The organism is Bradyrhizobium sp. McL0615, from assembly GCF_049993905.1.
Lineage (GTDB): Bacteria > Pseudomonadota > Alphaproteobacteria > Rhizobiales > Xanthobacteraceae > Bradyrhizobium.
On the sequence record NZ_CP188254.1, the window covers coordinates 2,705,199 to 2,731,619 of the forward strand.

At 62.6% G+C, this 26,421-nt stretch carries 23 protein-coding genes; 13 read left to right on the plus strand and 10 right to left on the minus strand.

What is annotated here, in order from left to right:
• Positions 1-182: 182 nt before the first annotated feature.
• The 4 genes from pucL (at position 183) to ACPPVP_RS12985 (ending at position 5,370) form a co-directional block, all read left to right on the plus strand.
• The gene (gene pucL / locus ACPPVP_RS12970; RefSeq protein WP_426534730.1) at positions 183-1,025 is read left to right on the plus strand and encodes a factor-independent urate hydroxylase; all 843 of its coding nucleotides are present in this window, start codon (positions 183-185) and stop codon (positions 1,023-1,025) included.
• Between the two features lie 287 nt (positions 1,026-1,312).
• Positions 1,313-2,707 carry a hypothetical protein gene (locus ACPPVP_RS12975; RefSeq protein ID WP_426534733.1) on the plus strand — a complete coding sequence of 465 codons (1,395 nt, stop codon included), beginning with the start codon at positions 1,313-1,315 and terminating at the stop codon, positions 2,705-2,707.
• Positions 2,708-3,004: 297 nt separating this feature from the next.
• Positions 3,005-3,712, plus strand: coding sequence for a cysteine hydrolase family protein (locus tag ACPPVP_RS12980; protein ID WP_426534735.1), 708 nt, complete (start codon positions 3,005-3,007; stop codon positions 3,710-3,712).
• Complete coding sequence (locus tag ACPPVP_RS12985) at positions 3,712-5,370, plus strand: regulator (RefSeq protein WP_426534737.1); 1,659 nt, start codon at positions 3,712-3,714, stop codon at positions 5,368-5,370. The genes ACPPVP_RS12980 and ACPPVP_RS12985 overlap by 1 nt, the downstream gene beginning before the upstream one ends.
• Before the next feature lie 53 nt (positions 5,371-5,423).
• Here the strand turns inward: ACPPVP_RS12985 and ACPPVP_RS12990 are convergent, their stop codons facing one another.
• The 3 genes from ACPPVP_RS12990 to ACPPVP_RS13000 are packed head-to-tail and all read right to left on the minus strand — an operon-like array spanning position 5,424 to position 8,499.
• Positions 5,424-6,248: a carbohydrate ABC transporter permease gene (locus ACPPVP_RS12990; protein ID WP_426534739.1), complete on the minus strand. Its 825-nt coding sequence runs from the start codon at positions 6,246-6,248 to the stop codon at positions 5,424-5,426.
• A complete protein-coding gene (locus ACPPVP_RS12995; RefSeq protein WP_426534741.1) occupies positions 6,245-7,177 on the minus strand; it encodes a carbohydrate ABC transporter permease in 933 nt (310 codons plus the stop codon). Before ACPPVP_RS12995 ends, ACPPVP_RS12990 begins: the two co-directional genes overlap by 4 nt.
• Entirely contained in the window at positions 7,174-8,499 is a 1,326-nt protein-coding gene (locus ACPPVP_RS13000) for an ABC transporter substrate-binding protein (protein WP_426534743.1), read from the minus strand. The genes ACPPVP_RS12995 and ACPPVP_RS13000 overlap by 4 nt, the downstream gene beginning before the upstream one ends.
• A gap of 250 nt (positions 8,500-8,749) precedes the next feature.
• Between ACPPVP_RS13000 and ACPPVP_RS13005 the strand changes: the two genes are divergently transcribed.
• The 3 genes from ACPPVP_RS13005 to ACPPVP_RS13015 all read left to right on the plus strand — a co-directional run bounded on the left by ACPPVP_RS13005 (position 8,750) and on the right by ACPPVP_RS13015 (position 12,171).
• Complete coding sequence (locus ACPPVP_RS13005; protein ID WP_426534745.1) at positions 8,750-10,075, plus strand: LVIVD repeat-containing protein; 1,326 nt, start codon at positions 8,750-8,752, stop codon at positions 10,073-10,075.
• A gap of 90 nt (positions 10,076-10,165) precedes the next feature.
• Complete coding sequence (locus ACPPVP_RS13010; RefSeq protein WP_426534747.1) at positions 10,166-11,185, plus strand: alpha/beta fold hydrolase; 1,020 nt, start codon at positions 10,166-10,168, stop codon at positions 11,183-11,185.
• 26 nt (positions 11,186-11,211) lie between these two features.
• Entirely contained in the window at positions 11,212-12,171 is a 960-nt protein-coding gene (locus ACPPVP_RS13015; RefSeq protein WP_426534749.1) for a fatty acid desaturase, read from the plus strand.
• Here ACPPVP_RS13015 and ACPPVP_RS13020 read toward each other — a convergent pair.
• Together ACPPVP_RS13020 and ACPPVP_RS13025 are read right to left on the minus strand one after the other, a co-directional pair.
• A complete protein-coding gene (locus ACPPVP_RS13020; protein ID WP_426534751.1) occupies positions 12,158-12,769 on the minus strand; it encodes a TetR/AcrR family transcriptional regulator in 612 nt (203 codons plus the stop codon). The genes ACPPVP_RS13015 and ACPPVP_RS13020 overlap by 14 nt on opposite strands.
• Positions 12,770-12,808: 39 nt before the next feature.
• Complete coding sequence (locus tag ACPPVP_RS13025) at positions 12,809-13,663, minus strand: VOC family protein (RefSeq protein WP_426534753.1); 855 nt, start codon at positions 13,661-13,663, stop codon at positions 12,809-12,811.
• 74 nt (positions 13,664-13,737) lie between these two features.
• Here ACPPVP_RS13025 and ACPPVP_RS13030 point away from each other — a divergent pair, with 74 nt between their 5' ends.
• A complete protein-coding gene (locus ACPPVP_RS13030; protein ID WP_426534755.1) occupies positions 13,738-15,042 on the plus strand; it encodes an NAD(P)/FAD-dependent oxidoreductase in 1,305 nt (434 codons plus the stop codon).
• 180 nt (positions 15,043-15,222) lie between these two features.
• On the opposite strand, the gene ACPPVP_RS13035 is transcribed toward ACPPVP_RS13030, so the two are convergent.
• The 4 genes from ACPPVP_RS13035 to ACPPVP_RS13050 are packed head-to-tail and all read right to left on the minus strand — an operon-like array spanning position 15,223 to position 20,304.
• Positions 15,223-16,854: an ABC transporter ATP-binding protein gene (locus ACPPVP_RS13035; RefSeq protein ID WP_426534757.1), complete on the minus strand. Its 1,632-nt coding sequence runs from the start codon at positions 16,852-16,854 to the stop codon at positions 15,223-15,225.
• Positions 16,851-17,681, minus strand: a complete 831-nt coding sequence (locus ACPPVP_RS13040; protein ID WP_426534759.1) for an ABC transporter permease — start codon at positions 17,679-17,681, stop codon at positions 16,851-16,853. Before ACPPVP_RS13040 ends, ACPPVP_RS13035 begins: the two co-directional genes overlap by 4 nt.
• 4 nt (positions 17,682-17,685) lie before the next feature.
• Entirely contained in the window at positions 17,686-18,663 is a 978-nt protein-coding gene (locus ACPPVP_RS13045) for an ABC transporter permease (protein ID WP_426534761.1), read from the minus strand.
• Between the two features lie 24 nt (positions 18,664-18,687).
• A complete protein-coding gene (locus ACPPVP_RS13050) occupies positions 18,688-20,304 on the minus strand; it encodes an ABC transporter substrate-binding protein (RefSeq protein ID WP_426534763.1) in 1,617 nt (538 codons plus the stop codon).
• 430 nt (positions 20,305-20,734) lie between these two features.
• On the opposite strand from ACPPVP_RS13050, the gene ACPPVP_RS13055 reads away from it, so the two are divergent.
• Positions 20,735-21,034, plus strand: coding sequence for an HU family DNA-binding protein (locus tag ACPPVP_RS13055; protein ID WP_027536409.1), 300 nt, complete (start codon positions 20,735-20,737; stop codon positions 21,032-21,034).
• Positions 21,035-21,272: 238 nt separating this feature from the next.
• Here ACPPVP_RS13055 and ACPPVP_RS13060 read toward each other — a convergent pair whose 3' ends face one another.
• Positions 21,273-22,052, minus strand: coding sequence for an SDR family oxidoreductase (locus tag ACPPVP_RS13060; RefSeq protein ID WP_426534766.1), 780 nt, complete (start codon positions 22,050-22,052; stop codon positions 21,273-21,275).
• A 281-nt stretch (positions 22,053-22,333) separates the two neighbouring features.
• Between ACPPVP_RS13060 and ACPPVP_RS13065 the strand changes: the two genes are divergently transcribed.
• The 4 genes from ACPPVP_RS13065 to ACPPVP_RS13080 are packed head-to-tail and all read left to right on the plus strand — an operon-like array spanning position 22,334 to position 26,409.
• The gene (locus ACPPVP_RS13065; RefSeq protein WP_426534768.1) at positions 22,334-23,434 is read left to right on the plus strand and encodes an ABC transporter substrate-binding protein; all 1,101 of its coding nucleotides are present in this window, start codon (positions 22,334-22,336) and stop codon (positions 23,432-23,434) included.
• A complete protein-coding gene (locus ACPPVP_RS13070) occupies positions 23,412-24,440 on the plus strand; it encodes an ABC transporter permease (protein WP_426534770.1) in 1,029 nt (342 codons plus the stop codon). The genes ACPPVP_RS13065 and ACPPVP_RS13070 overlap by 23 nt, the downstream gene beginning before the upstream one ends.
• A complete protein-coding gene (locus ACPPVP_RS13075; protein WP_426534772.1) occupies positions 24,434-25,231 on the plus strand; it encodes an ABC transporter ATP-binding protein in 798 nt (265 codons plus the stop codon). The genes ACPPVP_RS13070 and ACPPVP_RS13075 overlap by 7 nt, the downstream gene beginning before the upstream one ends.
• The gene (locus ACPPVP_RS13080; RefSeq protein WP_426534774.1) at positions 25,225-26,409 is read left to right on the plus strand and encodes an acyl-CoA dehydrogenase family protein; all 1,185 of its coding nucleotides are present in this window, start codon (positions 25,225-25,227) and stop codon (positions 26,407-26,409) included. Before ACPPVP_RS13075 ends, ACPPVP_RS13080 begins: the two co-directional genes overlap by 7 nt.
• Positions 26,410-26,421: the final 12 nt, after the last annotated feature.

Sequence of the window (26,421 nt, forward strand, 5' to 3'; positions counted from 1 at the left end):
ACTTCCCCCAGGGTGCGGGCCTTCGGGGCCCGCTCAATCCGATACAAGGCGCGTGCCAGAAACTTGTCCCCCAAGACCTTGTCCCCCAAGATCTTGCCCCTTGGCACGAACGTTGCTCCAATATTGGATCAGAGCGGACGATCGGAGTCCCGAGAAATCAACGGTTGAACTGGAGGACTGACGTGGCGCTGATCAAGAACAGATACGGAAAGGGCCGCGTCCGGGTGATGCGGATTCACCGGGACGGCGACCGTCATGAGGTCAGCCAACTCAGCGTCAAGGCGATGATCGAGGGCGACTTTGCCCGTGCCTATACCCACGCCGACAATTCCACCTCGGTGGCGACGGATACGATCAAGAATATCGTCAATGTCGTCGCCCGCGAGAACACCGGACTCAGCACCGAGGAATTCTGCCAGGTGCTGGCGAAGCGATATCTCGACACCTATCCGCAGATCGCCTCGGTTGCGATCACAGCGCACGAGACCAAATGGAGCCGCCTGAGTATCGGCGGCAAGCCGCATCCCCACAGTTTCGTGCTCGACAGCAACGGCAAGCCGTTCGTCGAGGCCTCAGTTGCGCGCGGGGGGCAGGCGGCATTGACGTCGGGCATCGACGGCTTTGCCTTCATGAAGTCGACGCAGTCCGGCTGGGAGAATTATCCGCACGACCGCTACACCACGCTGCCGGAGACCGCCGACCGGATGTGCGCCACCAGCATGGTGGCCTCCTGGAAGTGGTCGGCGAAACCTTCGAATTATCCGGCGGTCAATGCGCGGATTCTCGACACCTTGCTCGAAGTGTTCAGCACCACCTACAGCATGAGCGTGCAGGACAGCCTGTACCGGATGGGCGAGGCGGCGCTGGCGGCGGTGCCGGAGATTTCGGAAATCAGCATGGCCTGCCCGAACATGCACTTCATTCCGATGAACCTGTCGGCGTTCGGGCTGGATAACAACAATGACGTTTTCCTGCCGACCGACGAGCCCCATGGCCAGATCGAGTGCACGGTGGGAAGAGGTTGAAACGCGACTCGCACACCGTGGCGGAAGGGCAGCTCCGCCTGATCGTAGGATGGGTAGAGCGCAGCGAAATCCATCACCTTTACGTCCGTGACTGGAGCATGATGGCTTTCGCTGCGCTCTACCCATCCTACGGGCCTGCGAAGGCCGACGCTCCCTGAGCGCTGCTGTACGTCCATTTATGACAACGCGATGACACCATGATTCATCTGACGGAAAGACGAATCGATGATGTCTGGAGTACCAACGCGTGGTAATCGGCACCCACAGAATCTCGCTCATCCAGGCATATGAATCATCACATTCCATTCCCAGCACATCGCGAATACCGATTTTACCAGGGTCCGTTTGCCTCCTGCGTCGCCAACGGTATTCAGGCCGTAAATTTTCTCGGTGATCGTTTCCTGAGAAGATCTCACGCATCGGCCGGGATTGATGAGCTGTACAGGCACTCGGTCAACAGCGCCTTTGCGCCCGAGGAAGCCTTTCTGGTCACGGGGGCACCGCACGCCTCCGCCTATTATCCCCGGGACTTTGCCTGGTTTTATCCCGATGTTCTCGACCCCGAGACCATCATGGATTCCGAGGATGCCGTCCGCCGGGTGCGTTTGCTCGAAAAAAGCGTCCACCTGATGCTGGAAGCCGTCCGCGCCAATGTCGTCACGACGACCATCGTTCCCGCAGGTAGCGATCGGTACATCGGCGTCAATTACTTCTCGCTGCCGTCGGATACGCTGTTAGGCATCCTCGCAGGTCTGGAACAGATCATGCGGGCGGACCAAAGGGCATCGCCATTTTCGGGGATATCGCAAGGCGCGCATGCTGGCCGCTTGTTGCTCGCCGAGTATCGCGACGACCTGAAGAGCGCGATATCTGAACTCGCCGGCGCGTTGCAGCCGTTCGATGACTACGGCCTCACGGCATTGCTGTGTGACGCAACCGCGCCTCGTTCCGCGGCCACGGATACCCGCGCCGAGCGCAGGCGCTTCGTCACCAATGCATGCGTCTTTGCTACTTTTGTACGCGGCATACGGTTGGGGGTGATCGATCGTATCGAGCTGGAGGGGCTGCTCGGACGCGAGCTTTCGCAATACAAGAAGGAGCTGCTCGGGTTGTTCGGCCGGCATGGCTATATCAGGCATGCCCTGGATTGCCGGAGCGAACCGGAGGCGTCTTGCATTGCGCTGGATTTCGTCAACGTGCATCAGGGATTTTGGGATCTGAGCGAGGCGAGCGAGCGCGCGCTATTCGCAGCCACGACGGATCTGATACTTGGCGAGCCGCGGTTCCGAATCCCGGATACATCTCACTTCCTGGTGTCGGTGGATAATCCGCAGAACAAGATGATCCACAGGATTGCGGCTCCGGCCTACCAAGGGCGTTCTTGCTGGCCGACGTTCAACGTCGAATTCGCCGACCGTATGCTGGAGTACGATGAATTTTCCGGCACCGACAGGTACCGATCCTGCGCCTGCGCGATATTGCAGGACATCCGTACCGCGACCGAAGCGCACGGCGGATATCAGGAGCTGCTCTCGGAAAAAGGCCTGAAGTACCGCACGTGGGCCTATCAGGGAGCCGTCGCGCATTCCTGGTTTCCCCGTTTCCTGACGGTCTGGAGGAGGGCATTCGGGGTATCGCTGCTTGGCTCGAACGCGCAACCTGTTGAGGCGCTGTCTGCGTAGCGACGCGACGCCTGGCGCCAATGCGACGTCACGCGGGACATTCGCGCTTCAGCGCATTGCAGCGCCCTGTCTTTTTATGCCGCCAGAACTGCAAGCGTGATTGCGGATTGCTCAGATAATGAGCAGGTGCCCGTCCGAAAGCTCCGGGCGGAAAGCACATCGCTTCAGCATCAACAATCAACGAATTGAAAGAACAATTGATTTCGCCCTCACCGAACGCATGCCGCCATTGTACACAATGGCACGCGCCTTGCTTGACTTCTCTCGAAGAGTTCTCTCGTTCGGGGCGCGTACGTCATGGCGAACTCAGCAAAGCTCGCAGCGGAGCCAGGGCCGATTGAGCTCGACTGGGGGGCGACCGCGCTTCTCATCATCGACATGCAGCGCGATTTCATGGAGCCGGGCGGTTTTGGCGAAACGCTCGGGAATGACGTCAGCCAGCTTGCCCGGGCGGTGCAGCCGATCGCCGCCGTGCTGGATGCGGCGCGCGCGACGGGGATGCTGGTCGTTCACACCCGCGAGGGCCATCTGCCTGATCTTTCCGACGCGCCGCCGGCCAAGGTCGAGCGCGGCGCGCCGTCGTTGCGTATCGGCGATCCCGGGCCGATGGGGCGCATTCTCATTCGCGGCGAGGCCGGCCACGACATCATTCCCGAATTGTATCCGCTCGACAGCGAGATCGTGATCGACAAGCCGGGGAAGGGCGCGTTCTACGCCACCGAGCTCGGCGACGTGCTGCAGCGCTACGGCATCGAGAACTTGCTGGTCTGCGGCGTCACCACCGAGGTCTGCGTCAACACCACCGTGCGCGAAGCCAATGACCGCGGCTATCGCTGCGTGGTGCTGGCTGATGGCTGCGCCTCCTACTTTCCAGAATTCCACGAGATGGGCCTGAAGATGATCAAGGCCCAGGGCGGCATTTTCGGCTGGGTCTCCGACTCGGTTGAGGTGCTGAAGGCGCTTTCACCGGAGATTCCAAGAACGGCAGCAGCAGGGGGATTATGATGAGCACGAGTGCGACGGGGACATCAGGCACATCCACTTTCAAGCCGGTTTTGTGGACGCCGGGCGACTGGAACGCGCTGTTCGGTTTCGGCACCAACATCCTCGTCAACATGCTGGTGCTGACCGGCCTGTTGCGCTTCGTGCTGAAGATGCCTGATTCACTGGTGTTCGGCCGCATCCTGCCGGCGCTCGGCCTGATGATGTGCCTCTCCACCTTCTACTACGCCTATCTCGCCTACAAGCTCGCTCAGAAGACCGGCCGCAGCGACGTCTGCGCGTTGCCGTCAGGCGTCAGCGTTCCGCACATGTTCATCGTCACCTTCGTGATCATGCTGCCGATTACGCTCAAGACCGGCGATCCGATCAAGGGCTGGTCGGCCGGCCTGGTCTGGGTATTCTTCCAGAGTTTTATCCTGATGATCGGCGGCTTCATCGCGCCGTACATCCGGAAGATCACCCCGCGCGCCGCGCTGCTCGGCACGCTCGCCGGTGTCTCCGTCACCTTCATTTCGATGCGGCCGGCGCTGGAAATGTACATGACACCCCAGATCGGGCTGGTGTGCTTTGCCATCATCCTGGCGAGCTGGTTCGGTGGTGTGAAATATTGGAAAGGCATGCCGGCCGGCCTCGTCGCCATTGCGGTCGGCATGATCATCGCTTGGGGATCGAACCTGTTCGGGCTCGGGCTCGGCGGCCTTAGCATCAAGGGCGTCGGCGACGCCTTTGCGAATTTCGGCTTCTCGGTGCCGTTGCCCGCCATCGGCCACGTCTTCTCCGGCTTCGAATTCCTCGGCATCATTTTGGTGACCGCCATCCCGTTCGGCATCTACGACCTCGTCGAGGCCATGGACAACGTCGAAAGCGCGGAGGCGGCCGGCGACGAATATCCGACCACGCGCGTGTTGACTGCCGATGGCGTCATCAGCCTGATCGGTTGCCTGATGGGCAATCCCTTCATCAACGCGGTTTATATCGGCCATCCCGGCTGGAAGGCGATGGGGGGCCGGATCGGCTATTCGGCGGCGACCGGCTTGATGGTGGTGGTGCTGTCATGGTTTGGCATCATCGCGGTGCTGCTGGCGCTGGTGCCTGTGGTCGCGATCTCGCCGATCCTGCTCTATATCGGCATGCTGATTGGCGCGCAGGCGTTCCAAACCACGCCGGTCAAGCACGCGCCTGCCGTCGTGCTGGCGCTGACGCCGCATTTGGCCGCTTGGGCCAAGCTGCAGATCGACACCATGCTTGGTGCGACTATGGCTGCGGCTCAAACCGTCGGTGGCCTCGCGGCTGACAAAGTCGACGCGGTGAAGACCGCAGCCATCGCCTCACTGCCGCAGCAAGGCGTGATCTATCATGGGCTGGAAGTGATGGGCGGTGGCGCGATCCTGGCTGGACTCGTGCTCGGTGCGATCGGCGTGTTTGTGATCGAGCGCGATTTTCTCAAAGCCTCGGCCTTTGCACTCGCCGGCGCGGTGATGACCTATTTCGGCTTCATGCACGGCGAAGCCGTCGGCATCGGCGGTGGCCTCGGTGTCACGCCGGGAGTGGCGTTGGCCTATGCCGTGATGGCGGCAGGCCTGTTTGCGCTGGCGAGAACGAGCCCCAGCGTGAACTACAGCTTGCATGCGGAAGTGCCGGTCGCGGCGCCCGCGGAATAAGTGCATCTCTCCCCCTCGCCCCGTTCTTGCGGAGTTGGGGTGAGGGGGCTCTCTCAGCCGCCTTTGACCGCGCCCGCCGTCAGCCCGGCGACGATCTGCCGCTGCGCCAGTACCGTCAGCAGCAGCACCGGAAACGTGACGATGAGGGCGGCCGCGGCCAGCGGTCCCCAGCTCAACTGGTCGAACGAGATCATGTTGTAGACCGCGACGGGAAGCGTGCGCGTTTCCCGCCCGGCCAGCACGATGCCGAACACAAAATTGTTCCAGGAGAAAATCACCGCGAGGATGAAGGCGACCGCCAGTCCCGGCCGTGCGATCGGCAGCGCCACATGGCGAAACACCTGCCAGCGCGTGGCGCCGTCGATCAGGGCGGCCTCCTCGAGCTCGAGCGGCGTGGTCTCGAAATAGCCGATCATGATCCAGATCACGATCGGCACCGTCACTACCAGATGGATGATGATCTGCGGCACCAGCGTGCCGAGCAATCCGAGCCACTGGAACATCAGGAACAGCGGAATCAGATAGGACAGTCCCGGCGTGATGCGGGCGATGAGGATCACGATCGCAGATTTGTGCGCCGCCATGCGCGCGATCCCGTAGCCGGCGGGCACGCCGACCAGCATCGCGAGCCCGGTCGCGCTGCCGGTCACGATCAGGCTGTTGACGAAGTAGGTCAGGAAGCGGTTCGACGCCAGCACATCGGCATAGTTCTTCCAGGCAATGCGCTCCGGGAAGAAGACCGGCGGGTAGGCGGCGTTGTCGACCTCGAATTTTAGCGACAGCGAGGCCATCCAGAGGAAGAACAGGATGGCCGGCGATACGATGACGAGCACCGCGAACCAGAGCCCGATCTTGCCGAGGATCTGACGCAGGCTCATGCGCCGCCGCCGATCTCGGTCCACAGCGTGCGCTGGCGCAGGTGCAGCATCATGGCTGCCATCGCGACGATGAGCAGGAAGAATACCACCGCGATCGCCGACCCGTAGCCGAGGTCGTAATAGATGAAGGCGACGCTATAGAGGTAGAGATTGATGGTTTCTGACGCCGAGCCGGGCCCACCCTGGGTGATGGCAAAGATGATATCGAAACTCTTTACCGCGTCGATCATGCGGATCATCCCGGCGATGAACAGGAACGGCGTGATCAGCGGCAGGGTGATGTAGCGGAACATCTGCCAGACGCCAGCGCCGTCGATCTGCGCGCTCTCATAAGGCTCGGTCGGGATCGCGGCCAGGCCGCCGAGCACGATCAGCATCACCAGTGGCGTCCATTGCCAGGTCTCGACCAGCACCAGCGCTGGGATAACCGTCCCCGGGTGAAACACCCAGAGCTGCGGCGGCAGGCCGATCAGCGAGAGCAGGTAATTGAGCACGCCGAGTTGCGGATGAAACATCATGGTCCAGACCAGCGCGATCGCAACAGGGGTCGCCATCATCGGCATGATGAAGACGCCGCGCAGAAAACCGCGCCCGGGGAATTTGGCGTGAAACACTACGGCGGCGAACGTGCCGAAGATCAGCGGCAGCAGCACGGAGAGGGCGGTGTAAAGGATGGTGTGTCCCACCGCCTCGACGAAGCGGGGATCGTTCGGCAGCCGCACATAATTGGCGAGCCCGACAAAGGTAGTCGGCGAGCCGACCTTCCACTGGTTGAGGCTCATCCAGATCGTGAACAGCCATGGAAACACGATCACGGCCAGCACGACCACCAGCGCCGGCACCACGAAGGGCCAGTAGGACGGCGCTCGCCATTCGCGCTCCGGCGCGGCTTCCGCCGCGGCCGGAGTAGTCTGTGTCACCGCACTCACGCTTTTTCGCTGCGCTCCAGGATCGGCCGAAACTGCTCGTGGGCCTTCTTCAATTCGGCGGCCGGATCGGCGCCTGCGAGGGTCGAGGTGATGGCCGCGCCGACGAGGTCGCGGAATTCCGCAACCGGAATGATAACAGGCAGGCCGAGTTTGCTGATCTTGGCGGAATCGATCACCGATTGCAGCCATTCCTTCGGCATCTTCACGCCCTTCTGGATCTCGGGATCGTTGAGGATCGAGTTGCGGAACGGCACGCCGCCGCCGGCCTGCAACAGCCGCGCGCCTTGCGCCTTCGAGACCGCCCACTGGCACAGCAGATAGGCGGCTTCCTTGTTCTTGCTGGCGGCCGCGATGCCGAGGCCGTCGCCATAGGTCGCCGAATATTGTCCCTTCGGCCCGGCGGGCACGACGGTGTAGCCTACCTTGCCGACGATGCGCGAGGCGGCTGGGTCTTCCAGCGGGGGCGCCCAGCCGACGCCGTCGATCCACATCGCCGAGCGGCCTTGCGTGAACGATGCCATCGACTCCATCCAGTTGAAGCCGGCGACGCCGGGAGGCGCAACCTTGGTCAACAGCGTCTGATAGAGCTTGGTGGCCTCGATCGCCTCGGGGCCATCGGTCAGGATGCCGCCCTTGCCGTCCAGAAATTCGCCGCCGCAATTGAGGAAGAAGTTGGTCCACAGCGTCATGTTGGCGTTGCGCAAGCCGCGCCCGACGAAACCGAACGTACCTTCCTTGGCGTCGGTGAGTTTTCCGGCCGCCGCGACCATCTCGTCGAAGGTTTTGGGAACGGCGACGCCCTTCTTCTGGAACAATTCCTTGTTGTAGTAGAGGATGAAATAGTCGACCGACCACGGCAGCGACAGCATCTGCCCCTTGTCGTTCTTGGCGTATTGCAGGCCCGCGGCCGAGAAGTCGCTCTCGACGAGGTCGGGGGCGGTGAGGTTCGGGTCCTTCATGTAACCGGACATGTCGGCGAGCCAACCGCCTTTTTCGAACTGCCGCTTCTGCACGTGATAGCTCAAATGAATGACGTCGAAGCTCGGCTTGCCCGAAGCGAGTTCGATCACGGCCTTCTGGCGCTGTTGCTGCTCGGGGATCTGCTCGGATTCGACCTGGATGCCTGTGAGTTCGGTGAATTCCTTGATGTTCTTTTGAAGATTGTCGCCGCGCGGACCCTTGGCGAGGATCACCTCGAGCTTGGTACCGGCATATTTCTTCCATTGCACCTCTGCGCGCGCGGGAACGCCGGTGAGGCTGAGCGCACCGGCGGCGGCCGTACCAGCCAGAAGTGCGCGGCGCGAGATCGGACGATGTTTCATTGTTGTTACGCTCCCTGGAGGTCAGCTTGTTTTATGCGAATTCTAGCGCCCGCCCGCAGCCTGCATAGCCCTATTGGGCGGTATTTTGGCACGAGTGCCGCCGCGAATGACCCAGCGCTAACGCAGGATTGGCAGTTTACGAACCAGTCCAAACAGGTTTAGCGTCGCCCAACTTCGAAAGTCTGCATCATCGACTGCGGCCAGACTGCAGCGAGGGAAGACAGACTGGCTGTTCTGGGGAGTGGCGACCATGCCGGAATTTTCGCGCCGTCAGCACTTGAAACAGCTCGGTGCGCTGGCTGGGACCGCCGCGATGTCCAGCCTGTCTGCGTCCGCGTTCGCTGCCGATACCGAAATTCCTCCGCAAGGAATCGGGAAGGGTATCAAGCACATTTCCTACAGCGACATCGGCGGACGGCCCGACAGCGTACAGGTGATGGTCAATAAAAAGCACGTTTACGTCGGGCACATGTTCAGCGACGGCGTCACCATTCTGGACGCGTCGGACCCGCGCAATCTGAAGCCTACAGGCTTCTTCACCGCCGGCCAGTACACGCGCACCCATCACCTGCAGGTCTCGGACGACCTGATGCTGCTCGCCAACGGCGCCAACATCGTGGCGATGCAATCCTACGACAGCATGCGCGGCTACTTCGAGAACAACCTGGCCGACAGCATCACCAACCGCAAAAAATTCCGGTCCGGCCTTTCCATCCACGACATCTCCAGGCCGAACGAAATGCGCGAAATTGCCTTCCTCGAAATGCCCGGCTTCGGGATCAACCGCCTGTGGTGGCCGGGAGGACGCTACGCCTATGTATCGGCGCATTTCGACGGCTTCACCGATCACATCCTGTGCATCGTCGATCTGCAGAACACAGCCAAGCCGGAGATCGTCTCTAGATGGTGGCTGCCTGGCATGAACCGCGCCGCCGGCGAGCCTGACTTGCCCAAAGGCAAGCGCGTTGCCCTGCATCACATGATCACCGCCGGTAACCGGGGCTATGCGGCGTGGCGCGATGGCGGATTCACTATCCACGACATCAGCGATCCCGCGAAGCCCACGCTGATTTCGCGCATCAACTGGTCGCCGCCTTTTCCCGGGGGAACGCATACGCCGCTGCCTTTGCCCAAGCGGGGACTAGCTGTCGTGGCCGACGAGGCCAATGCCGAAAAATGCGCCAAAGGCTTGTTCTACACGTTCATTGTCGACGTCCGCGCTCCGGAAAATCCGGTGCCGATATCGACGCTGCCGACACCACGCGAACGGGACTTCTGCAGCATCGGGACGTTTGGGCCGCACAATTTGCACGAAAATCGGCCCGGCTCGTTCCAAAGTGAAGAGACGGTGTTTGCTACCTACAATACGGCGGGGGTGCGGGTGTTCGACATCAGGGATGCCTTCGTGCCGAAGGAGATTGCCTATTGGGTGCCGCCGGTGCCCGGCAAGCTGGTGGATCCGCGGCCCAATATTTCTCTGGCCGCAAAGACCTGTGACACCTACGTCACCCCGGAGGGGCTGATGTATGTCAGCGACTGGAACGCCGGCATGCACGTGCTGCAATACGAAGGCTAAGCACGCAATAACGCGGTTGCAAGCCAATCTAAATAATGTACAATTGGTACAGTAATGGGCTGCGCCCATTGGCGCGCCGAGGGATAACGCATGACGACCAACGGTGACTATGACAACTTCGACGCAGGGGACGTCGTGCTGCAGTCGGGTGTCGTCTTCCCTTCCATGCATCTCGCCTACAAGACCTACGGCACGCTGAACGCGCGGAAGGACAATGTGATTGTCTACCCGACATCGTTCAGCGCCCAGCACTATGACACCGAATGGCTGATCCAGCGTGGCGGCGTGCTGGATCCTGATCGCTATTTCATCGTCATTCCGAATCTCTTCGGTAACGGCCTATCCTCTTCACCGTCCAATTCCGACGTCACGCCGTTTCCCGATATCAGCTATCACGATGCGGTGGCGGTCCAGCGCCGCCTTCTGGTCGAGCAGTTCGGAATTTCAAGCATCGCGCTCGTCTACGGCTGGTCGATGGGCGGCATGCAAGCCTATCATTGGGCAGCCTGCCATTCCGACATGGTGGAACGGGCGGCCGTCGTCTGCGGCAGTGCCAGATGTTCGCCCTACAATCGCGTGTTCCTCGAAGGCGTGAAGGCGGCCTTGACCGCAGACCCGACGTTCAGGAATGGCCGTTTCGTCGAAAAGCCTTCCGCCGGTCTGCGCGCCATGGGGCGCATCTATGCCGGATGGGCGATGTCGCACGCCTTCTATCGGGCTGAGGTGTGGCGCGAGGCCGGCTTCCATTCGCTGGAAGACTACCTCGCACGCGCCTGGGACGATGCTTTCTCGCGGCGTGACGCCAACAATCTGCTGGCGCAGATCGGGATCTGGCAGCGTGGCGATATCAGCCAATGTGCCGAATTCGGCGGCGACATCGGCCGCGCGCTGGCCGCCATCAAGGCGCGGGTGCTGCTGATGCCGGGGCAGACGGATCGTTACTTCGACATGCGCGACAACGAGGCGGAGATCGGCGGCCTTGTGAATGCAAAGTCGGCCGAGCTCCATCCGATTCCCTCGGTCCACGGACACCGTGCCGGAAATCCCATCAACATTCCCGCAGACCGCGCCTTCATCAACGCCGAGATCTCGGCGCTGCTGCAGAGCTGAAATCATCCTGGGAGGCGATTGCAACCATGAGCACAGCGATTACCGCAACGGGAGAGAAGCCGCTGACGTCGGCCGCGCTCCGTGAGTTGTCGGCGCGATCGAGCCTTCCGGGCGTCGTTCGCGCAATCAGCCATTACGGTGCGATCGGTGTTTTCGGCACGCTGATCTGGCTGGTATCCTCGACCTATGGCGTGTTCTGGGCGATGCCGCTGATCGTGGTGCAGGGCTATTTCATAGCCTTCCTGTTCATGATCGTGCACGAGACCGCCCACAAGACGGCGTTTCGGAGCCGCGCGCTCAATCTCGCCCTCGGCCATCTGTCTTCATTCGCGATTGGGCTGCCTTACGAATATTATTGCCTGTTCCACTGGGACCACCATCGCTACACGCAGGATCCGGATCGGGATCCGGAATTGCTGGTTGGTCCGATGCCCACCTCGGATACGCAGCTCGCGATCGCCTATACCGGTCTTCGGCAGGTTGCCTTCCGGGTAGGGCTGATGCTTCGCCATGCCTTTACCGGCGACGCCTCCGCGCCATGGATCCCGGAAGGCAAGCGCCACATCGTCGTGAAGGAGGCGCGCCTCTATGTCGCCTGCTATGCCGTGCTGCTGCTCGCCTCGATCGCGCTCCATACGGCGCTTCTGCTCTGGGTCTGGATCATTCCCCTGATCGTCGGTCAGCTATTCCTGCGGCCTTATCTCTATGCCGAACACACCGGCTGTGAACGGACGCGCAGCGCCTTTCAGAACACCCGCACCACTTACACCGGCATGGTCATGCGATGGTTTGCGTGGAACATGCCCTATCACGTCGAGCATCACGCCTATCCTTCGATCCCGTTTCATGCACTGCCGAAGCTGAACGCGATCGTTGACGAGCGAATTGTGTTCCGGGGCAGGGGCTATCTGGCCGTGACGCGCGAGACTTGGGCCTGGTTTCGTCGCCAGCGGCATGGCCGTGTCGACGGCGTCAGCGGCTCCTGATCATCAGCAGGGTGTCGACGAGATTGCGGGCCTGCGCCGGCGAGATCGGCTTGATTCCGAAGATGTAGCGGTAGAACAGGCTGCCATAGATTGCATCATACAGGTCCTCCGGCGTCCCGGCGGCCGCAATGCTTCCGTCGTGCTGGCCGGCGGCGATCAATTCGACCAAAGCGGTTCTTCGGTAGCCGAGATAGCGCTCGTAGAAAATCTCCGCAGACCCCGTGTTTGAGATGCATTCGGAGATCACCGCGAGCTGCACCCTGCCGAACTCGCCCAATAGCGCCTTCGCATAAGCCGCGGCGTGGCTTCGGAGGCGTTCCGCCGGCGCGCCTAATGTCGGCAGCGGCAGCATCAACGAGGCATGGTTCAGAAACGCGTCGATCAGCAGCGCCTCGCGCGACGGCCACCATTTGTAGATGGTCATCTTCGAGACATTGGAGTGCCGCGCAACCGCATCGATGCTGGTGGCGGCGAGACCCGTCGTCGCCATCAGCGTGTAGGCGCTTTGCAGAATGGCGTTGGTGGTCTCGGCAGAACGGGGGCGGCCACGGCGGGCTGCCGCCGTGTCGCCGTCCGTCTCGGCCTTGCTCTTCGCCATGTTCCGGCTTTCCCGATGCAGCGCGGCTGGCGCTGCCGGCTACGCCACGACGAACGCGAGCATCGTGCCGTTGCCGGAAGCCGGCGGCACCACGACGCCGCTTGCGCTTTTTACGCCGACAGCGCCCAGCGCCTTCTCCGCCGCCGTGACATCAGCCACGATCACGAGCCCCGCGCCGCCGCGCTCGGGCAGGCCGGCCAGCGACACGCCGGGATAACGCTTGCCGAGCTGATCCTTGGTCAGGAACACGAAATCTGCACGGTCGCCGCCCGAAGGCACCGCGACCGCACCGTCCGCTTCGTTGCGCGTCTCGCGGTCGATCATCCTGGACAGATGCGCGGCTTCCTTGGCGGGTTCAGGCGCCACCATCAGCACCTGCTTCAGCCGCCTGGCGCCGTTGGCGTGCTTCATCAGTTCGGGAATCCACACTGTCTCGCGTGTTTTGTGCTGGCAGGCGAAGATGCGGACGCCGCCCGGCGCTTCCGATGTCGGCCATTGGAAAGTGCGGAATTTGGCGGCGGACACCGTTCCATCGGGCAGCGTCACCGGCCGCTCGAAATCGGTGGGGCCAACGGGTGGATAGCCGCGCGCGCGAATTTCTTCCGCGCCCAGGGCTGAATCCACCGCCGTGAATGCGATGCGCTCGATGCCTTCGCCGTTCTTTTCGAGATTGGCCCGCGCCGGAGCATTATGTTCCGTCGGCGTCAGCACGCCGAGCAATTCCATATAGTCGGGATCGAACATGATGGTGTAATTGCCCGATCCCATATGCGCGCTGTGGGTGCCGCGCGGCGATACGGTGAAGCCAAGCCGCTTGTAGTTCTCGGCGGCCTTGTCGAGGTCCTTCACCATGACCACGGCGTGATCGATTCCGATGACGTTTTTGAGTGCCACTCTTTTATTTCCTTGAGGCTTGTTAGGGAGCTAAACTAAGCAGAACGACAAGGCCCCTGCAAGAAAGGATACCGATGAATACGAGCAACGTCCGCTGGCCCGAATCCCTGTGGGCCGCGATGACGCCGGCGGGGCCTGAATTTCCTGAACTATCAGGCACGCAGCAGGCGGATGTGATCGTGATCGGCGGCGGCTTTACCGGCCTTTCCACCGCGTTGCATCTGCGCGAAGCGGGCGTCGATGTCGCCATTGTCGAGGCCGCGGAGCCGGGGTGGGGCGCTTCGGGGCGCAACAACGGCCAAGTGATCCCGACGCTGTCGCGGCCGGATCCGGAGGACATTGTTGCGAAGCACGGTGAGGCAGGAGAACGTTTTGTCGGCATGCTGCGCGATAGCGCATCCTATCTGTTCGACGTGACACGGCGCTACAACATCGACGCCGAAGGGGAACAGGCCGGATGGGTGCAGCCCGTGCATTCTCCCGGCCGCATCAAGATCGCCGAACGTCGCGTGCGGCAGTGGTCAAAATTCGGCGCGCCTGTGGAGTTGCTGTCGCGCGAGCAGACGCGCGGCATGCTGGGTTCGGATGCATGGTACGGCGGCTTCTGGAACAAGACCGGCGGCCATATCAATCCGCTGGCGCTGGCCCGCGGCCTCGCGCGCACGGTGCTTGGGCTGGGCGCGCGCATCTACGCGCGCTCGCCGGCGGAGAGTTTTGAACGCCGCAATGACCGCTGGGTAGTCAAGACGGCCAAGGGCGAGATTTCCGGCCGCGCGCTGGTGATGGCCACCAATGCCTATAGTGGTGAATTTTCAAAGTCGCTGGTGCCGCAGATTGCGCATGAGGTGATGCCGGTGCTGTCCTGGCAGATGGCGACGCAGCCTTTGTCCGACAACGTCCGCAAGACCATTATCCCCGGCCGGCAGGCGATGTCCGATACCCATGGCGAACTCTATTTCGCACGCTACGACGCCCGAAACCGTCTCGTCACCGGCGGCGCGGTGATCGGTCCCGGCAACAAGGTCGAGCGGATCAAGGCGCGCGTTACCGAGCGCCTGCAGCGGCTGTGGCCGCAGATCGGCGAGGTTTCGTTCGACTATGTCTGGAACGGCTACGTCGGCATGACCACGGATTTCCTGCCGCGCATCCACAAGCTCGGTCCCAATGCCTATGGCTGGACCGGCTGTAATGGCCGCGCCGTGGCGCTGACGATCCCGCTCGGCAATGAACTCGCAAAAGCCGTCCGCGGCGTGCCGGAAAACGAGCTGGCGCTGCCATTCACCGAGCCGGTGCCGATTGTTGGCCACGGCATTTTGCGCAAGCTCGCGCCGCTGATGCTGCTGGTCTATCGACGCAGAGATGCGAGGGAGATGGCGTGATCCGAGCAGGTGAGGCGCCACTTCTCCCTCTCCCCGCTCTTCGCGGGGAGAGGGTCGGGGTGGGGGGCTCTCTCCGCGAATCCGAATGAGAGTTGGAATGCGCTGAAGCAGCCCCTCACCCCAACCCTCTCCCCGCAAGAGGCGGGGAGAGGGAGTGGCCACACCGCCGCCGTGTCAGAGCTACACCACCTCTGTCGCGTGCTCTCTCGCAAATTCCCCGCCCGGAATCGAATCGAGCAACGCCCGCGTATAGGGATGCTGCGGGTTACCGAACACCTCGCCGGCCAGCCCATGCTCCACCACTTCACCGTCTTTCATCACGGCGACGAGGTCGCAGATCTGCGCGGCTACGCGCAGATCATGCGTGATGAACACGATCGAAAGCCCGAGCCGCGCGCGCAGTTCCGCGAGCAGCTTCAGCACCTGCGCCTGCACCGAAACATCCAGCGCCGACACCGGTTCGTCCGCGACCAGCACGTCCGGCTTCAGCGCCAGCGCCCGCGCCAACCCGATGCGTTGGCGCTGGCCGCCGGAGAATTCATGCGGATAGCGGTCGGCGGAGGAAGGGTCGAGCCCGACCAGCGCGAACAGTTCCTTCGCATCCGCAATCGCCTGCGCGCGCGGTGTGCCGTGCACGATCGGGCCCTGCGCCACCAGTTCGGCCGCCTTGCGGCGCGGATTGAGCGAGCCGAACGGATCCTGAAATACCATCTGGATATGACGTGTCTCGCGGCGGACGTTTTCGCGCGTCATCTTGGCCCAGTCACGGCCTTCGAGCACGATTGCGCCGGTATCGGGGTCGATCAGCCGCACGATGCAGCGGGCCAGCGTCGATTTACCCGATCCGGACTCGCCGACGATGCCGAGCGTTGCGCCACGCGGCAGGTTAAGCGAAACATTCTTCACGGCCGGCGTCACCCGCGCGCCGCGGCCGAGAAAACCGCCGGTGCGATAGGTCTTCGATACGTCTGTGATCGTCAGGATGTTGTCGGCGGCAAGCGTCCGCGGCGGCGGTGCCTTCAGCGGCGGCACGGCGGCGATGAGTTGTTTTGTGTAGGCATGCTGCGGACGGTTCAGCACGTCGGTAGCTGTACCCTGTTCGACGATCACTCCGTGTTGCATCACCACCACGCGGTCGGCAATCTCGGCGACCACGCCGAAATCATGAGTGATGAACATCACCGCCGTCTTGCGGCGCTGCTGCAGGTCGCGGATCAACTTCAGAATCTGCGCCTGCGTGGTGACGTCGAGCGCGGTGGTCGGCTCGTCGGCGATCAAAAGCTTTGGGTCCAACGCCAACGCCATCGCGATCATGGCGCGCTGGCGCTGACCGCCCGACAGCTCGTGCGGATAGGCCTTTGCCGCCACCTTCGGATCGGGAATACGGACGTCCGCGAGCAGGGCCATCACCTTGTCGCCGATCTCGGCCTTCGACAAATCGGTGTGGATCGAGAACATTTCCGCGATCTGGTCGCCGATGGTGCGCAGCGGATTGAGCGCCGTCATCGGCTCCTGAAAGATCATCGCAATGCCGGCGCCGCGCACCTCGCGCATTTCCGAAACCGTCGCCGCGCAGAGGTCGCGGCCCTCGAACAGCATCCGGCCACCGCCGATCGTCACCTCATTGGGCAACAGCCGCATGACGGCATTGGCCATCATCGACTTGCCGGAGCCGGATTCGCCGACCACGCAGAGGATTTCGTTGGATGCGATCTCCAGCGACACATCCTGGAGCGCATGTGTCCGGTCCGCGCCGCGGGGCAGGCGGACGCTCAAGCGATCGAGCGAGAGGATGGTCTCTGTAGCGCTCATCGGCCCTTGAGCCTCGGATTGAGCGCGTCGTTGAGACCCTGGCCGACCAACGATACCGCGAGCACGGTGACGAGGATGGCGATGCCGGGGATCGCCGAGACGTACCATTGCACCCGGAGCACATCGCGGCCGAGGCCAATCAAATTGCCCCAGGATGCGACGTTGGGATCGGACAGGCGCAGGAAGGCCAGCGCGCTTTCAAGCAGGATTGCGACCGCCATCACCACGCTGGCATAGACGATCACCGGCGGCAGCGCGTTGGGCAGGATTTCACCGAGAATGAGCTGAATGTCCTTCATCCCCAGCGTTCGGCCAGCCTGGACGAATTCCCGGTTGCGGAGCGACAAAAATTCCGCGCGGGTCAGCCGCGCCGGCGCCGGCCACGACACCACGCCGACCGCGATGGTGACGGTGGTCAGCGTCGAGCCGAACACCGCGACCAGCACCAGCAGCAGCACGAAATTCGGCAGCGTCTGGAACGCCTCGGTGATCCGCATCAGAACATTGTCGACCCAGCCGCCGTAGTAGCCGGCGAAGGCGCCGACCAGAATGCCGATCAGGATCGCAATCGCGGTGGCGACGCCGCCGATCAGAAGCGAAATCCGCGCGCCGTAGAAAATCTGGGCGGCGATATCGCGGCCGGAATTGTCGGTGCCGAGCAGGAAGCGCGGGTTGGTGAAAGGCCAGATCAGCGGGCGCCCGGCCAGCGCCAGCGGATCGCGGGGATAGAGAAAGCCGGCCGAGATCGCCATCGCGATCACGACCATCAGCAGAACCAGGCCGGCGACCGCGGCGGGACTTCGGAAGTAGCGCTTGATCGCGTCCATCGCGTCAGCCCTCGGCCGTGATGCGGGGGTCGAGCCGCGCATAGACCAGGTCGACGACGAAGTTGACTGATATCACCAGCAGCGCGGAGACGAACACGATGCCGAGCAGCGTGTTGAGGTCGCGCTGTACCACCGATTCATAGGCAAGGCGACCAAGCCCTGGCAGCGAGAACACGCTTTCGACCACCACCGATCCGCCCAGCATGGTGCCGGCCTGCAGACCGATCAGCGTCACCATTGGCAGCAGCGCGTTGCGCAGCACGTGCCGTGTCACCACGCGCGTCTCGTCGAGACCTTTTGCCCGTGCGGTCCTGACATAATCGAGGTTGAGCACTTCCAGCATCGAGGCGCGCATGATGCGCAGGTAGATCGCCAGAAAGATCAGCCCCAGCGTCAGCGTCGGCAACACCAGATGGGCTGCGATATCGAACACGCGCCAGATGCCGGTCTGCACCGTTCCGATATCCTCGAACCCGCCGGGCGGCAGCCACTGTAGGTAAACCGAAAACACGACGATCGCCATCAGCCCGAACCAGAACGAGGGCGTGGCGTAGAACACGAGGCCCAGCGTGGAGATCAGCGTGTCCGGCCAGCGGTTCACCCCACGGGCGGCGATCACGCCGAACAAGAGGCCGAAGAAGAATGCGAACGACAGCGAGGCTGTCATCAGCAGGATGGTTGGTGGCAGCCGCTCCAGGATGACTGATGCCACCGGCTTGCCGTAGATCGATGAGAAGCCGAGATCGAGCCGCACCAGCCGCCAGAGATAATTGCCAAGCTGCGCCGGGATCGAGAGGTCGAGCCCGTAGAATTTTCGCAGCTCCTTGGCGGTCGCGGCATCGCCGCCGCCCATCTGCGCCATCATGGCATCGACGGTATCGCCCGGCGCGAACTGCAGCAGCAGGAACACGCCGATCAGGATCAGGATAAGGGTCGGAATCGAGGCGGCAAGCCGCCGCCCCGCAAGGGCCAGGATACGCATACGCCTATTGTGGCGGATATAGTGTCAGGCCGAAAGCCAAAGATCGTGCCAGCTTGTCGAGCCCCAGCGCGGGGTATTGGAGTGATTGCGCGCCTTGGCCGTGATCACGGTGACGAAAATCTGCTCGATCGGCATCCAGACCGGCAGCTCCGTATTCACCTCCTTGACGAACTGGGCATAGAGCGCCTTGCGCTTCGCCGGATCGACTTCGGTCGCGGCATCGTCGATGGTCTTGTCGACGTTCTTGTCCGCCCAGCCCCACTGGTTGGTCCAGGGCGCGCCCTTGGGCTGGCCCGAGCGGTACCAGACCGTGGTCGAAACGGCGGGATCGTTGCGGTACTGGTGCCAGCCGGTCGCGAGATCGAAGGCGTGCTCGTCATAGACCTGCTTGAGGAAGCCGCCGCCGTCGTTGCGCACGATATCGACGGGAATGCCGATCTCGCCGAGCGACTGCTGGATGAAGGTCGACCACAGCGAGATGTCCTCGCCCCAGGGCGCGGGAAGCAGTTTGAGCGAAAACCGCGTACCGCCGGTGCCTGGCTTGAAGCCGGCCTCGTCGAGCAGGGCGGCGGCCTTGGCCTTGTCGTAAGGGTATTGCGGCGTGTTCGCACCCGGATAGAAATCGGTCGAGGTCGAGGGGATCGGCCCGGTGCCCAGCTTGGCGAAATCGCCGAGAAAATTGTCGATGAAGAACGGCACGTTGATCGCATGCGCGATCGCGCGGCGAACCCTGATGTCGGATAGCTCCTTGCGGCGGAAGTTGAACTCGATGGTGTTGGTCCGCGCGTTGCCTTCATTGCCCTTGGTCGAGACGATGAAGCGCTTGTCCTTGCCTAGACGCGCCATGTCCGAGATCGTCAGCCCGGAGAACGGCGAGTAGTGCAGCTCGCCGGCTTCCATCTGCGCCGCGGCCGCCGCGCGATCGGTGATCACGCGCCAGACGATGCGGTCGAGATAGGGCGCGTTGGGGCGCCAGTAGTTCTCATTGCGGTCGGCGATGACATATTGCCCGCGCTCATACTTGACGAACTTGAACGGGCCGGTGCCGACGGGCGCGAGGTTGGTCGGGTTCTGCCTGATGTCGCCGCTTTCGTAGAGGTGCTTGGCCGAGATGTAGCCGAGGTCAGGCAGGGCGCGCAGCAGCAGGTTCAGCGGCATCGGCCGCTCATATTTGAAGACCGCTGTCTCTGCGTCCGGCGTCTCGACCGCGGTCAGGAACAGCTGCAGCGTCGATCCGTAATTGAGGATCTTCTTCCACATGTTCATGGCGGTGAATTCGACGTCGGCCGAGGTGAAAGGCTTGCCGTCGTGCCAGGTGACGCCCTTGCGCAGCTTGAAGGTCACGGTCTTGCCGTCGGGCGAGGCTTCCCAGCTCTCGGCGAGCACGCCGACCGGTTGGCCGTTGGCGTCGAGATCGACCAGGTTTTCCTGGATCTTGCCGCCGATGATATAGACGCCGGTAGAAGCCTGGATGCTCGGGTTGAGCTGACGCTGCTCGGCGCCGTAATGGACGTTGAACACGCCGCCCTTGCGCGGCGTTTCCTGCGCGAAGGCCCGCATCGGATTGATCACGTTGGCCGCTATCGCCGCCGACGTCAGCAGTGCGGTGCGGCGATTGATCTCAAGGCGCGTCAAATCCATGCGAAGTCTCCGGACAAACTATTGGTATTGGTGGCGGGCCTTCAGGCGTCCGCCTTGAGGCGATGTTACGATGGAACGGGAACGCGAGTCATTTTCTAATCGTCGCGTGGGCCGGAAAATCCTCCTGAAAACAAGGTGCTCAGCGCGTATTCGGCTTGCTCGTTTTTGCGCTGGCGCGCGTAATGAAGACGCCTCTTAATAGAGACGTGGGCCGGGTGGCAGCCCGGGGTTGTCCGGAAATGGGGCAGCTGGAGCCCCGGATTCCCCCTAAAAATAGGCTTCGCACAGCTTAGAGGGCCTAAAAACCAGCCAAAATTGGACGAATCACTTCAACTCGACTAGCGAGATAACTGTGCAGATTGTCGGAAACCCTGTTTTTTAGGCTGTTTTCGCCATATCGTCGCCGGTGCCAGAATCAAATGGAGCAATCATGGCCACCCAAATGTCTAAGTCGCAGCTGATCGAGAAGATCGCGACCACCACCGAAGTTTCGAAGAAAGAGGTCAAGGGCGTGATGGAAGCGCTCGTTGACGTTGGCCACAAGGAGCTCAAGAAGAACGGGGTATTCCTCGTCCCCGGCTTCGCCAAGTTCGTCGTGGTCAAGAAGCCCGCGACCAAAGCTCGCAAGGGCACCAACCCCTTCACGGGCGAAGAAATGATGTTCAAGGCCAAGCCGGCTCGCAAGATCGTGCGCGCCCGCCCGGTCAAGGCCGCCAAGGACGCGGTCTAAGATCAGGGCCGCGAAGGCGGCTTGAGAATACGGAAAGGCCTCCGGCGACGGGGGCCTTTTTGTTTTTTCTACCTCGCCCCGCTTGCGGGGAGAGGTCGGATTGCGAAGCAATCCGGGTGAGGGGGCACAGGTCTCACATCATTCGCAACTCGCGGAGAGAGCCCCTCACCCCGACCCTCTCCCCGCAAGAACGGGGCGAGGGAGACGAGAGCGCGGCGCTGACTTTGTCAATCGCCCCTCACACCACCGGCGACCGCCCACCATCGACATTGATGGCGGTGCCGGTGATGAACGATCCCTGCTCGGAGGCGAGGAAGCAGGCTAGGTTGGCGAATTCCTCCGCCGTGCCGATGCGCCCCAGCGGCGTGCCCTTGGCTAGGTTTTTCGCAAACACCTCGAAATCCATGTCCGGCGCCTGTTTGGCATGCCGCTGCACCCATTGATCGCTCATAATCAAGCCGACCAGCATGGCGTTAACAAGGATGTTGTGCTCGCCGCCTTCGCTCGCCATCACCTTGGTCAGCGCCATGCCGGCTGCCCGCGATACCGATGTCGGCGCCGAGGACGCCGCCGGCGCCTTGGCATAGGTGTTGAGCACGTTGATGATGCGGCCCCATTTGCGCGACTTCATGCCGGGCCAGACCAGCCGGGAGAAGCGGATCGCGGCGAACAGTTTGAGGTCGAGGTCGTCCTGCCAGGCCTCGTCGGAAATGTTCTCGAACGCCATCGTCCGCGCCGTGCCGGCGTTGTTGACGAGAACGTCGACCGGGCCGAGATCGCCGACGATCTTGTCATGTGCCTTCGCGATATCCGACGCCTTCGAGACATCGCATACGTAGTCGGCAACCTTCAGACCTTCGTTGCCGAGCTCTTCCCGCGCCGCCTTCAGGTCGGCCGCGCCTCGCGCGAGGATCGCTACCTTGGCGCCGGAGGCGGCGAACTGCCTTGCCATCGCGAGCCCAAGGCCCTTGCTGCCACCGGTGACCACGGCGACTCTGTCCTTCATCGTGACTTGCATGTCGTTCTGCCTATGAGTTGAGCCGAATAGGGCCGCACGAAAATCGTTCGACCGTCCAGTGGAGGGAACAGGGAGATAATCTCTCCGTCCGTTTCAACATTCAAAATTCCATTTTATTGACGATCCCATTGTTGCCGCGCATCATCGCAGCGTCAACTCAGCGGAACGAGAAGCGGAATTCTCGTCAGGACTGAACCAAATCAAACATTTCACGGTGCCAGGCGGCAGCGCTTCCCGCGCTTGCGGTGAGCGTGGTCGCGTGCGTGCAAAGGAGAAGAATAATGTCGGAAAACGGGCAGCGCGGCAGGCGGTTACTGGATCGGCGCACGCTGTTGCGCTCCGGCGCGGCCGCGGCGTTGGCGGCGCCGTTGGGCGTCATCGGCGCGCAGGCATTTCCCTTTCGCGCCGTAGCGCCGGCGATCGATTTTTCGGAATTCCCGATCTGCAAAACGGCATCGGACGCGACCCCGCTGACGGGGGCGCCGCGCAAACTGAAACTTTCATGGAACGCAGGCGCGGTCTGCCTCGCACCGGTGGCGGTCGCGATCGACTACGGCTTTTTCCAGAAGCAGAATCTCGATGTCGAGCTCGTCAACTACAGCGGTTCAACGGACCAACTTCTTGAAGCCATCGCCACCGGAAAGAGTGACGCGGGCCTTGGCATGGCTCTCCGCTGGCTGAAGCCGTTGGAGCAGGGCTTTGACGTCAAGATCGTGGCGGGAACGCATGGCGGCTGCATGCGGGTGCTGACGCGAACCAATTCCGGCGTCGATAAACTTGCCGACCTCAAGGGCAAGATCGTCGCCGTCGGCGATCTCGCCGGACCCGACAAGAATTTCTTCTCGATCCAGCTCGCCAAACTCGGCATCGATCCGAACAAGGATGTCGACTGGCGGCCGTATCCAGGCAATCTGCTCAACCTCGCGGTTGAGAAAGGCGAGGTACAGGCTTTCCTGGCGTCAGATCCCCTCGCGCATCTCTGGCTGAAGGACAGCCAGTACAAGGAGGTCGCCTCCAACCTCGATGGCGAGTACCGCGACAAGAGCTGCTGCATTGTCGGCATTCGCGGCAGCCTGATCCGCGGGGAGCCGCAGGTCGCCCGCGCGCTCACGCAGGCGCTGCTGGATGCGGCGATGTTCACATCGCAAAATCCGGACAAGGCTGCGAAGTCATTCCAACCCTATGCGCCCAAGACCGCGACGCTCGCCGATCTCGAGGCGATGGCGCGCTATCACACCCACCACCATCATCCCGTCGGCGACGTGCTCAAGCGCGAGCTGAAGGGGTACGCCGACGATCTGAAAGCGGTTTCGGTGTTCAAGCCGAGCACCGACACGGCCAAATTCGCGGAGAAGATCTATGTCGACGTATTCGGTGTCTGATGCGATCTCCGTCGAGGGCTCGCGTGCAGCCAGCTCACGTGCGGAAGCGATCGGCGATTGGCTGAAAAGCTCCGGCATCGGGGTTGCTGCGGCCGTTGCCTGGATAGCGTTCGGCCTGTCATCCCTGTGGTGGCCGGACCTTGGCGACTGGTCGCGGACCTACGCGCTCGGCATTGCAGCTTTCGTGGTGGCTGCGTTCGTGCTGTTCGGTACGCTAAGCGCCGATTTCCTCGGTGCCGCTGGGCCGGCCTTGCGCAGCCGTGCGCCGTGGCTTGTCGCACTCGGCCTGTTCCTGACGGTGTGGGAGCTTGCCACTGCAAAGTTCGCCTGGCTGCCATTGCCGTTCTTCCCGCCGCCGCAGGCCATCCTCGAAGTCTATACGGACGATCTGCCAAAGCTGCTCGACAGCGTCTTTGCCTCGGTGAAGCTGCAACTCGGCGGCTATGTTATTGGCGCAACGATCGGCTTCCTGACCGGCGTTTCGATCGGCTGGTCGCGAAGCGTCGGCTACTGGGTGCACCCTGTGTTGCGCTTTATCGGGCCGCTGCCGGCCACGGCGTGGCTTCCGATCGCCTTCTTCACCTTTCCCTCGAGCTGGAGCGCCAGCACGTTCCTGATCGCGCTGGCGACTGGCTTCCCGGTGACGGTTCTCACCTGGTCCGGCGTCGCGAGCGTGAGCAACGCCTATTACGACGTCGCGCGAACGCTGGGCGCAAAACCGTCCTTCCTCGTGCTCAAGGTCGCGATCCCGGCGGCGCTGCCGCATGTGTTCGTCGGCTTGTTCATGGGGCTCGGTTCGTCGTTCGCCGTGCTCGTGGTGGCCGAAATGATCGGCGTCAAGGCGGGGCTCGGCTGGTACCTGCAATGGGCGCAGGGATGGGCGGCCTACGCCAACATGTATGCGGCGCTGATCGTGATGTCGCTATTGTGCTCCGGCGCCATCACGCTGCTGTTCCGGACGCGTGACCGCTTGCTCGTCTGGCAGAAAGGTGTCGTCAAATGGTAGCGCAAGCTGTTGCAGAGTCGGTCGCTGAACCCGCGACCGGCGCTGCGCTCGATGTCGAACATGTCAGCCATGCCTTCGATATCGACGGCGCCGTGCTCCCGGTGCTCGAAGACATAAATCTGATCATCGAGCCCGGCGAATTCGTAGCACTTTTGGGACCATCCGGCTGCGGCAAGTCCACCTTGCTGCGGCTGGTGGCGGGGCTGGAGAAACCCGGATCCGGTACCTTGCGGGAAGACGACAACCGCATCAGGGGACCGCATCCCTCCCGCGTGGTCGTGTTTCAGGACCCGACCTTGTTTCCCTGGCGTTCGGTCTGGGACAATGTCGCGCTCGGTCTGGAGGCGCAGGGTATTCTGAAAAGCCAACGGCACCGGGTCGACCAGGCGCTCGATCTCGTCGGCCTTTCGGCGTTCCGCAACGCCTATCCGCATCAGCTGTCGGGCGGCATGGCGCAGCGCGTGGCGCTGGCGCGCGCGCTCGTCAACGATCCGAAAATCCTCATCCTCGACGAGCCGCTCGGCAAGCTGGACTCGCTGACGCGGATCACCATGCAGGCCGAACTCGTCTCGCTCTGGCAGCGCAAGGGCTTTACCACGCTGCTCGTTACCCACGACGCCGAGGAGGCGCTGTTCCTCGCCAACCGCGTCATCGTGCTCAGCGACCGGCCCGCGCGTGTCAAAGCCGATATTCTGGTGGACCGGCCTTATCCGCGTCATCGCGGCGATCCTTATCTTGCGGACCTGCGCAAACAGATTCTCGGCTTGCTTGGATTGGACGCGACATGGTGACGTCCGCAAGCCAGAGCGCGGCGAGGGAGCCGCAGCGGCCAAACGAATCGGATCATGCGGCGCGTGCGGTTCTGCTCGCGCCGACATTCGCGGAGCGGGCGCCGATTCACGATCGCGATGGCAGTTTTCCGTTCGAGAATTTCGAGTACCTGTCGAAGGCCGGTCTGCTGGCTCTGACGGTGCCGTCGGCCTTGGGCGGTGGTGGCGCAGGTGCCGCAAAAGCCGCGCAGGTTCTCGGCATCGTCGGCAAGGCCGATCCCTCGACCGCGCTTGTCCTGTCGATGCATTACATCCAGCACTTGGTGATGGCGCGCAGTTCGCGCTGGCCGGCCCGCCTGTCCCGGAAATTGGCTCGGGAGACGGTCGATGGTGTCGCCATGATCAACGCGCTTCGCGTCGAGCCTGAACTCGGATCGCCCGCGCGGGGAGGGCTGCCCGCGACCATCGCCCGGCGCACCGAAACCGGGTGGCGGCTGTCGGGCCGCAAGATCTATTCGACCGGGGCGCCGATCCTGAAATGGTATGCGGTCTGGGCCAAGACCGATGAAGCGGAAACGCGCGTCGGATTGTTTCTGGTTCCGGCCGGCCTTCCGGGCACGCGCATCGTGGAGACCTGGGACCATCTCGGCCTGCGCGCCAGCGGCAGCCATGATGTCGTGTTCGAAGATGTGGTGTTCCCGCTTGATCACGAGATCGACGTTCGTCTGCCGGAGGAGTGGCGGACGCCCGACTTTACCCAGGCGACCGTCGGCGCGATCTTCATCTCTGCGATCTATGACGGCGTCGCCCGCGCAGCCCGCGACTGGCTGATCGGTTTCCTTAGGGAGCGGGTGCCGGCCAATCTCGGCGCGCCGCTGGCGACTTTGCCTCGGGCGCAGGAAGTGCTCGGCGGCATCGAGGCGCGGCTTTCCGTGAACGCGCGCCTGATCGGCAGTTTCGCCGATGGCTTTGACGACAATCTGCCGCTCATCGCCACCGAGTCCAGCATCGTCAAGATGACGGTGACGAACAATGCCGTCGCTGTAGTCGAAGATGCGCTGTCGCTGGCGGGCAATCATGGCCTGTCGCGAACCAATCCACTGCAGCGGCACTATCGCGACGCGCTGTGCGGGCGCGTGCATACCCCGCAGGACGACACCACCCGAATCTCCGCCGGCCGCCTCGCGCTCGGCCTGTGACCCTTACCCAAA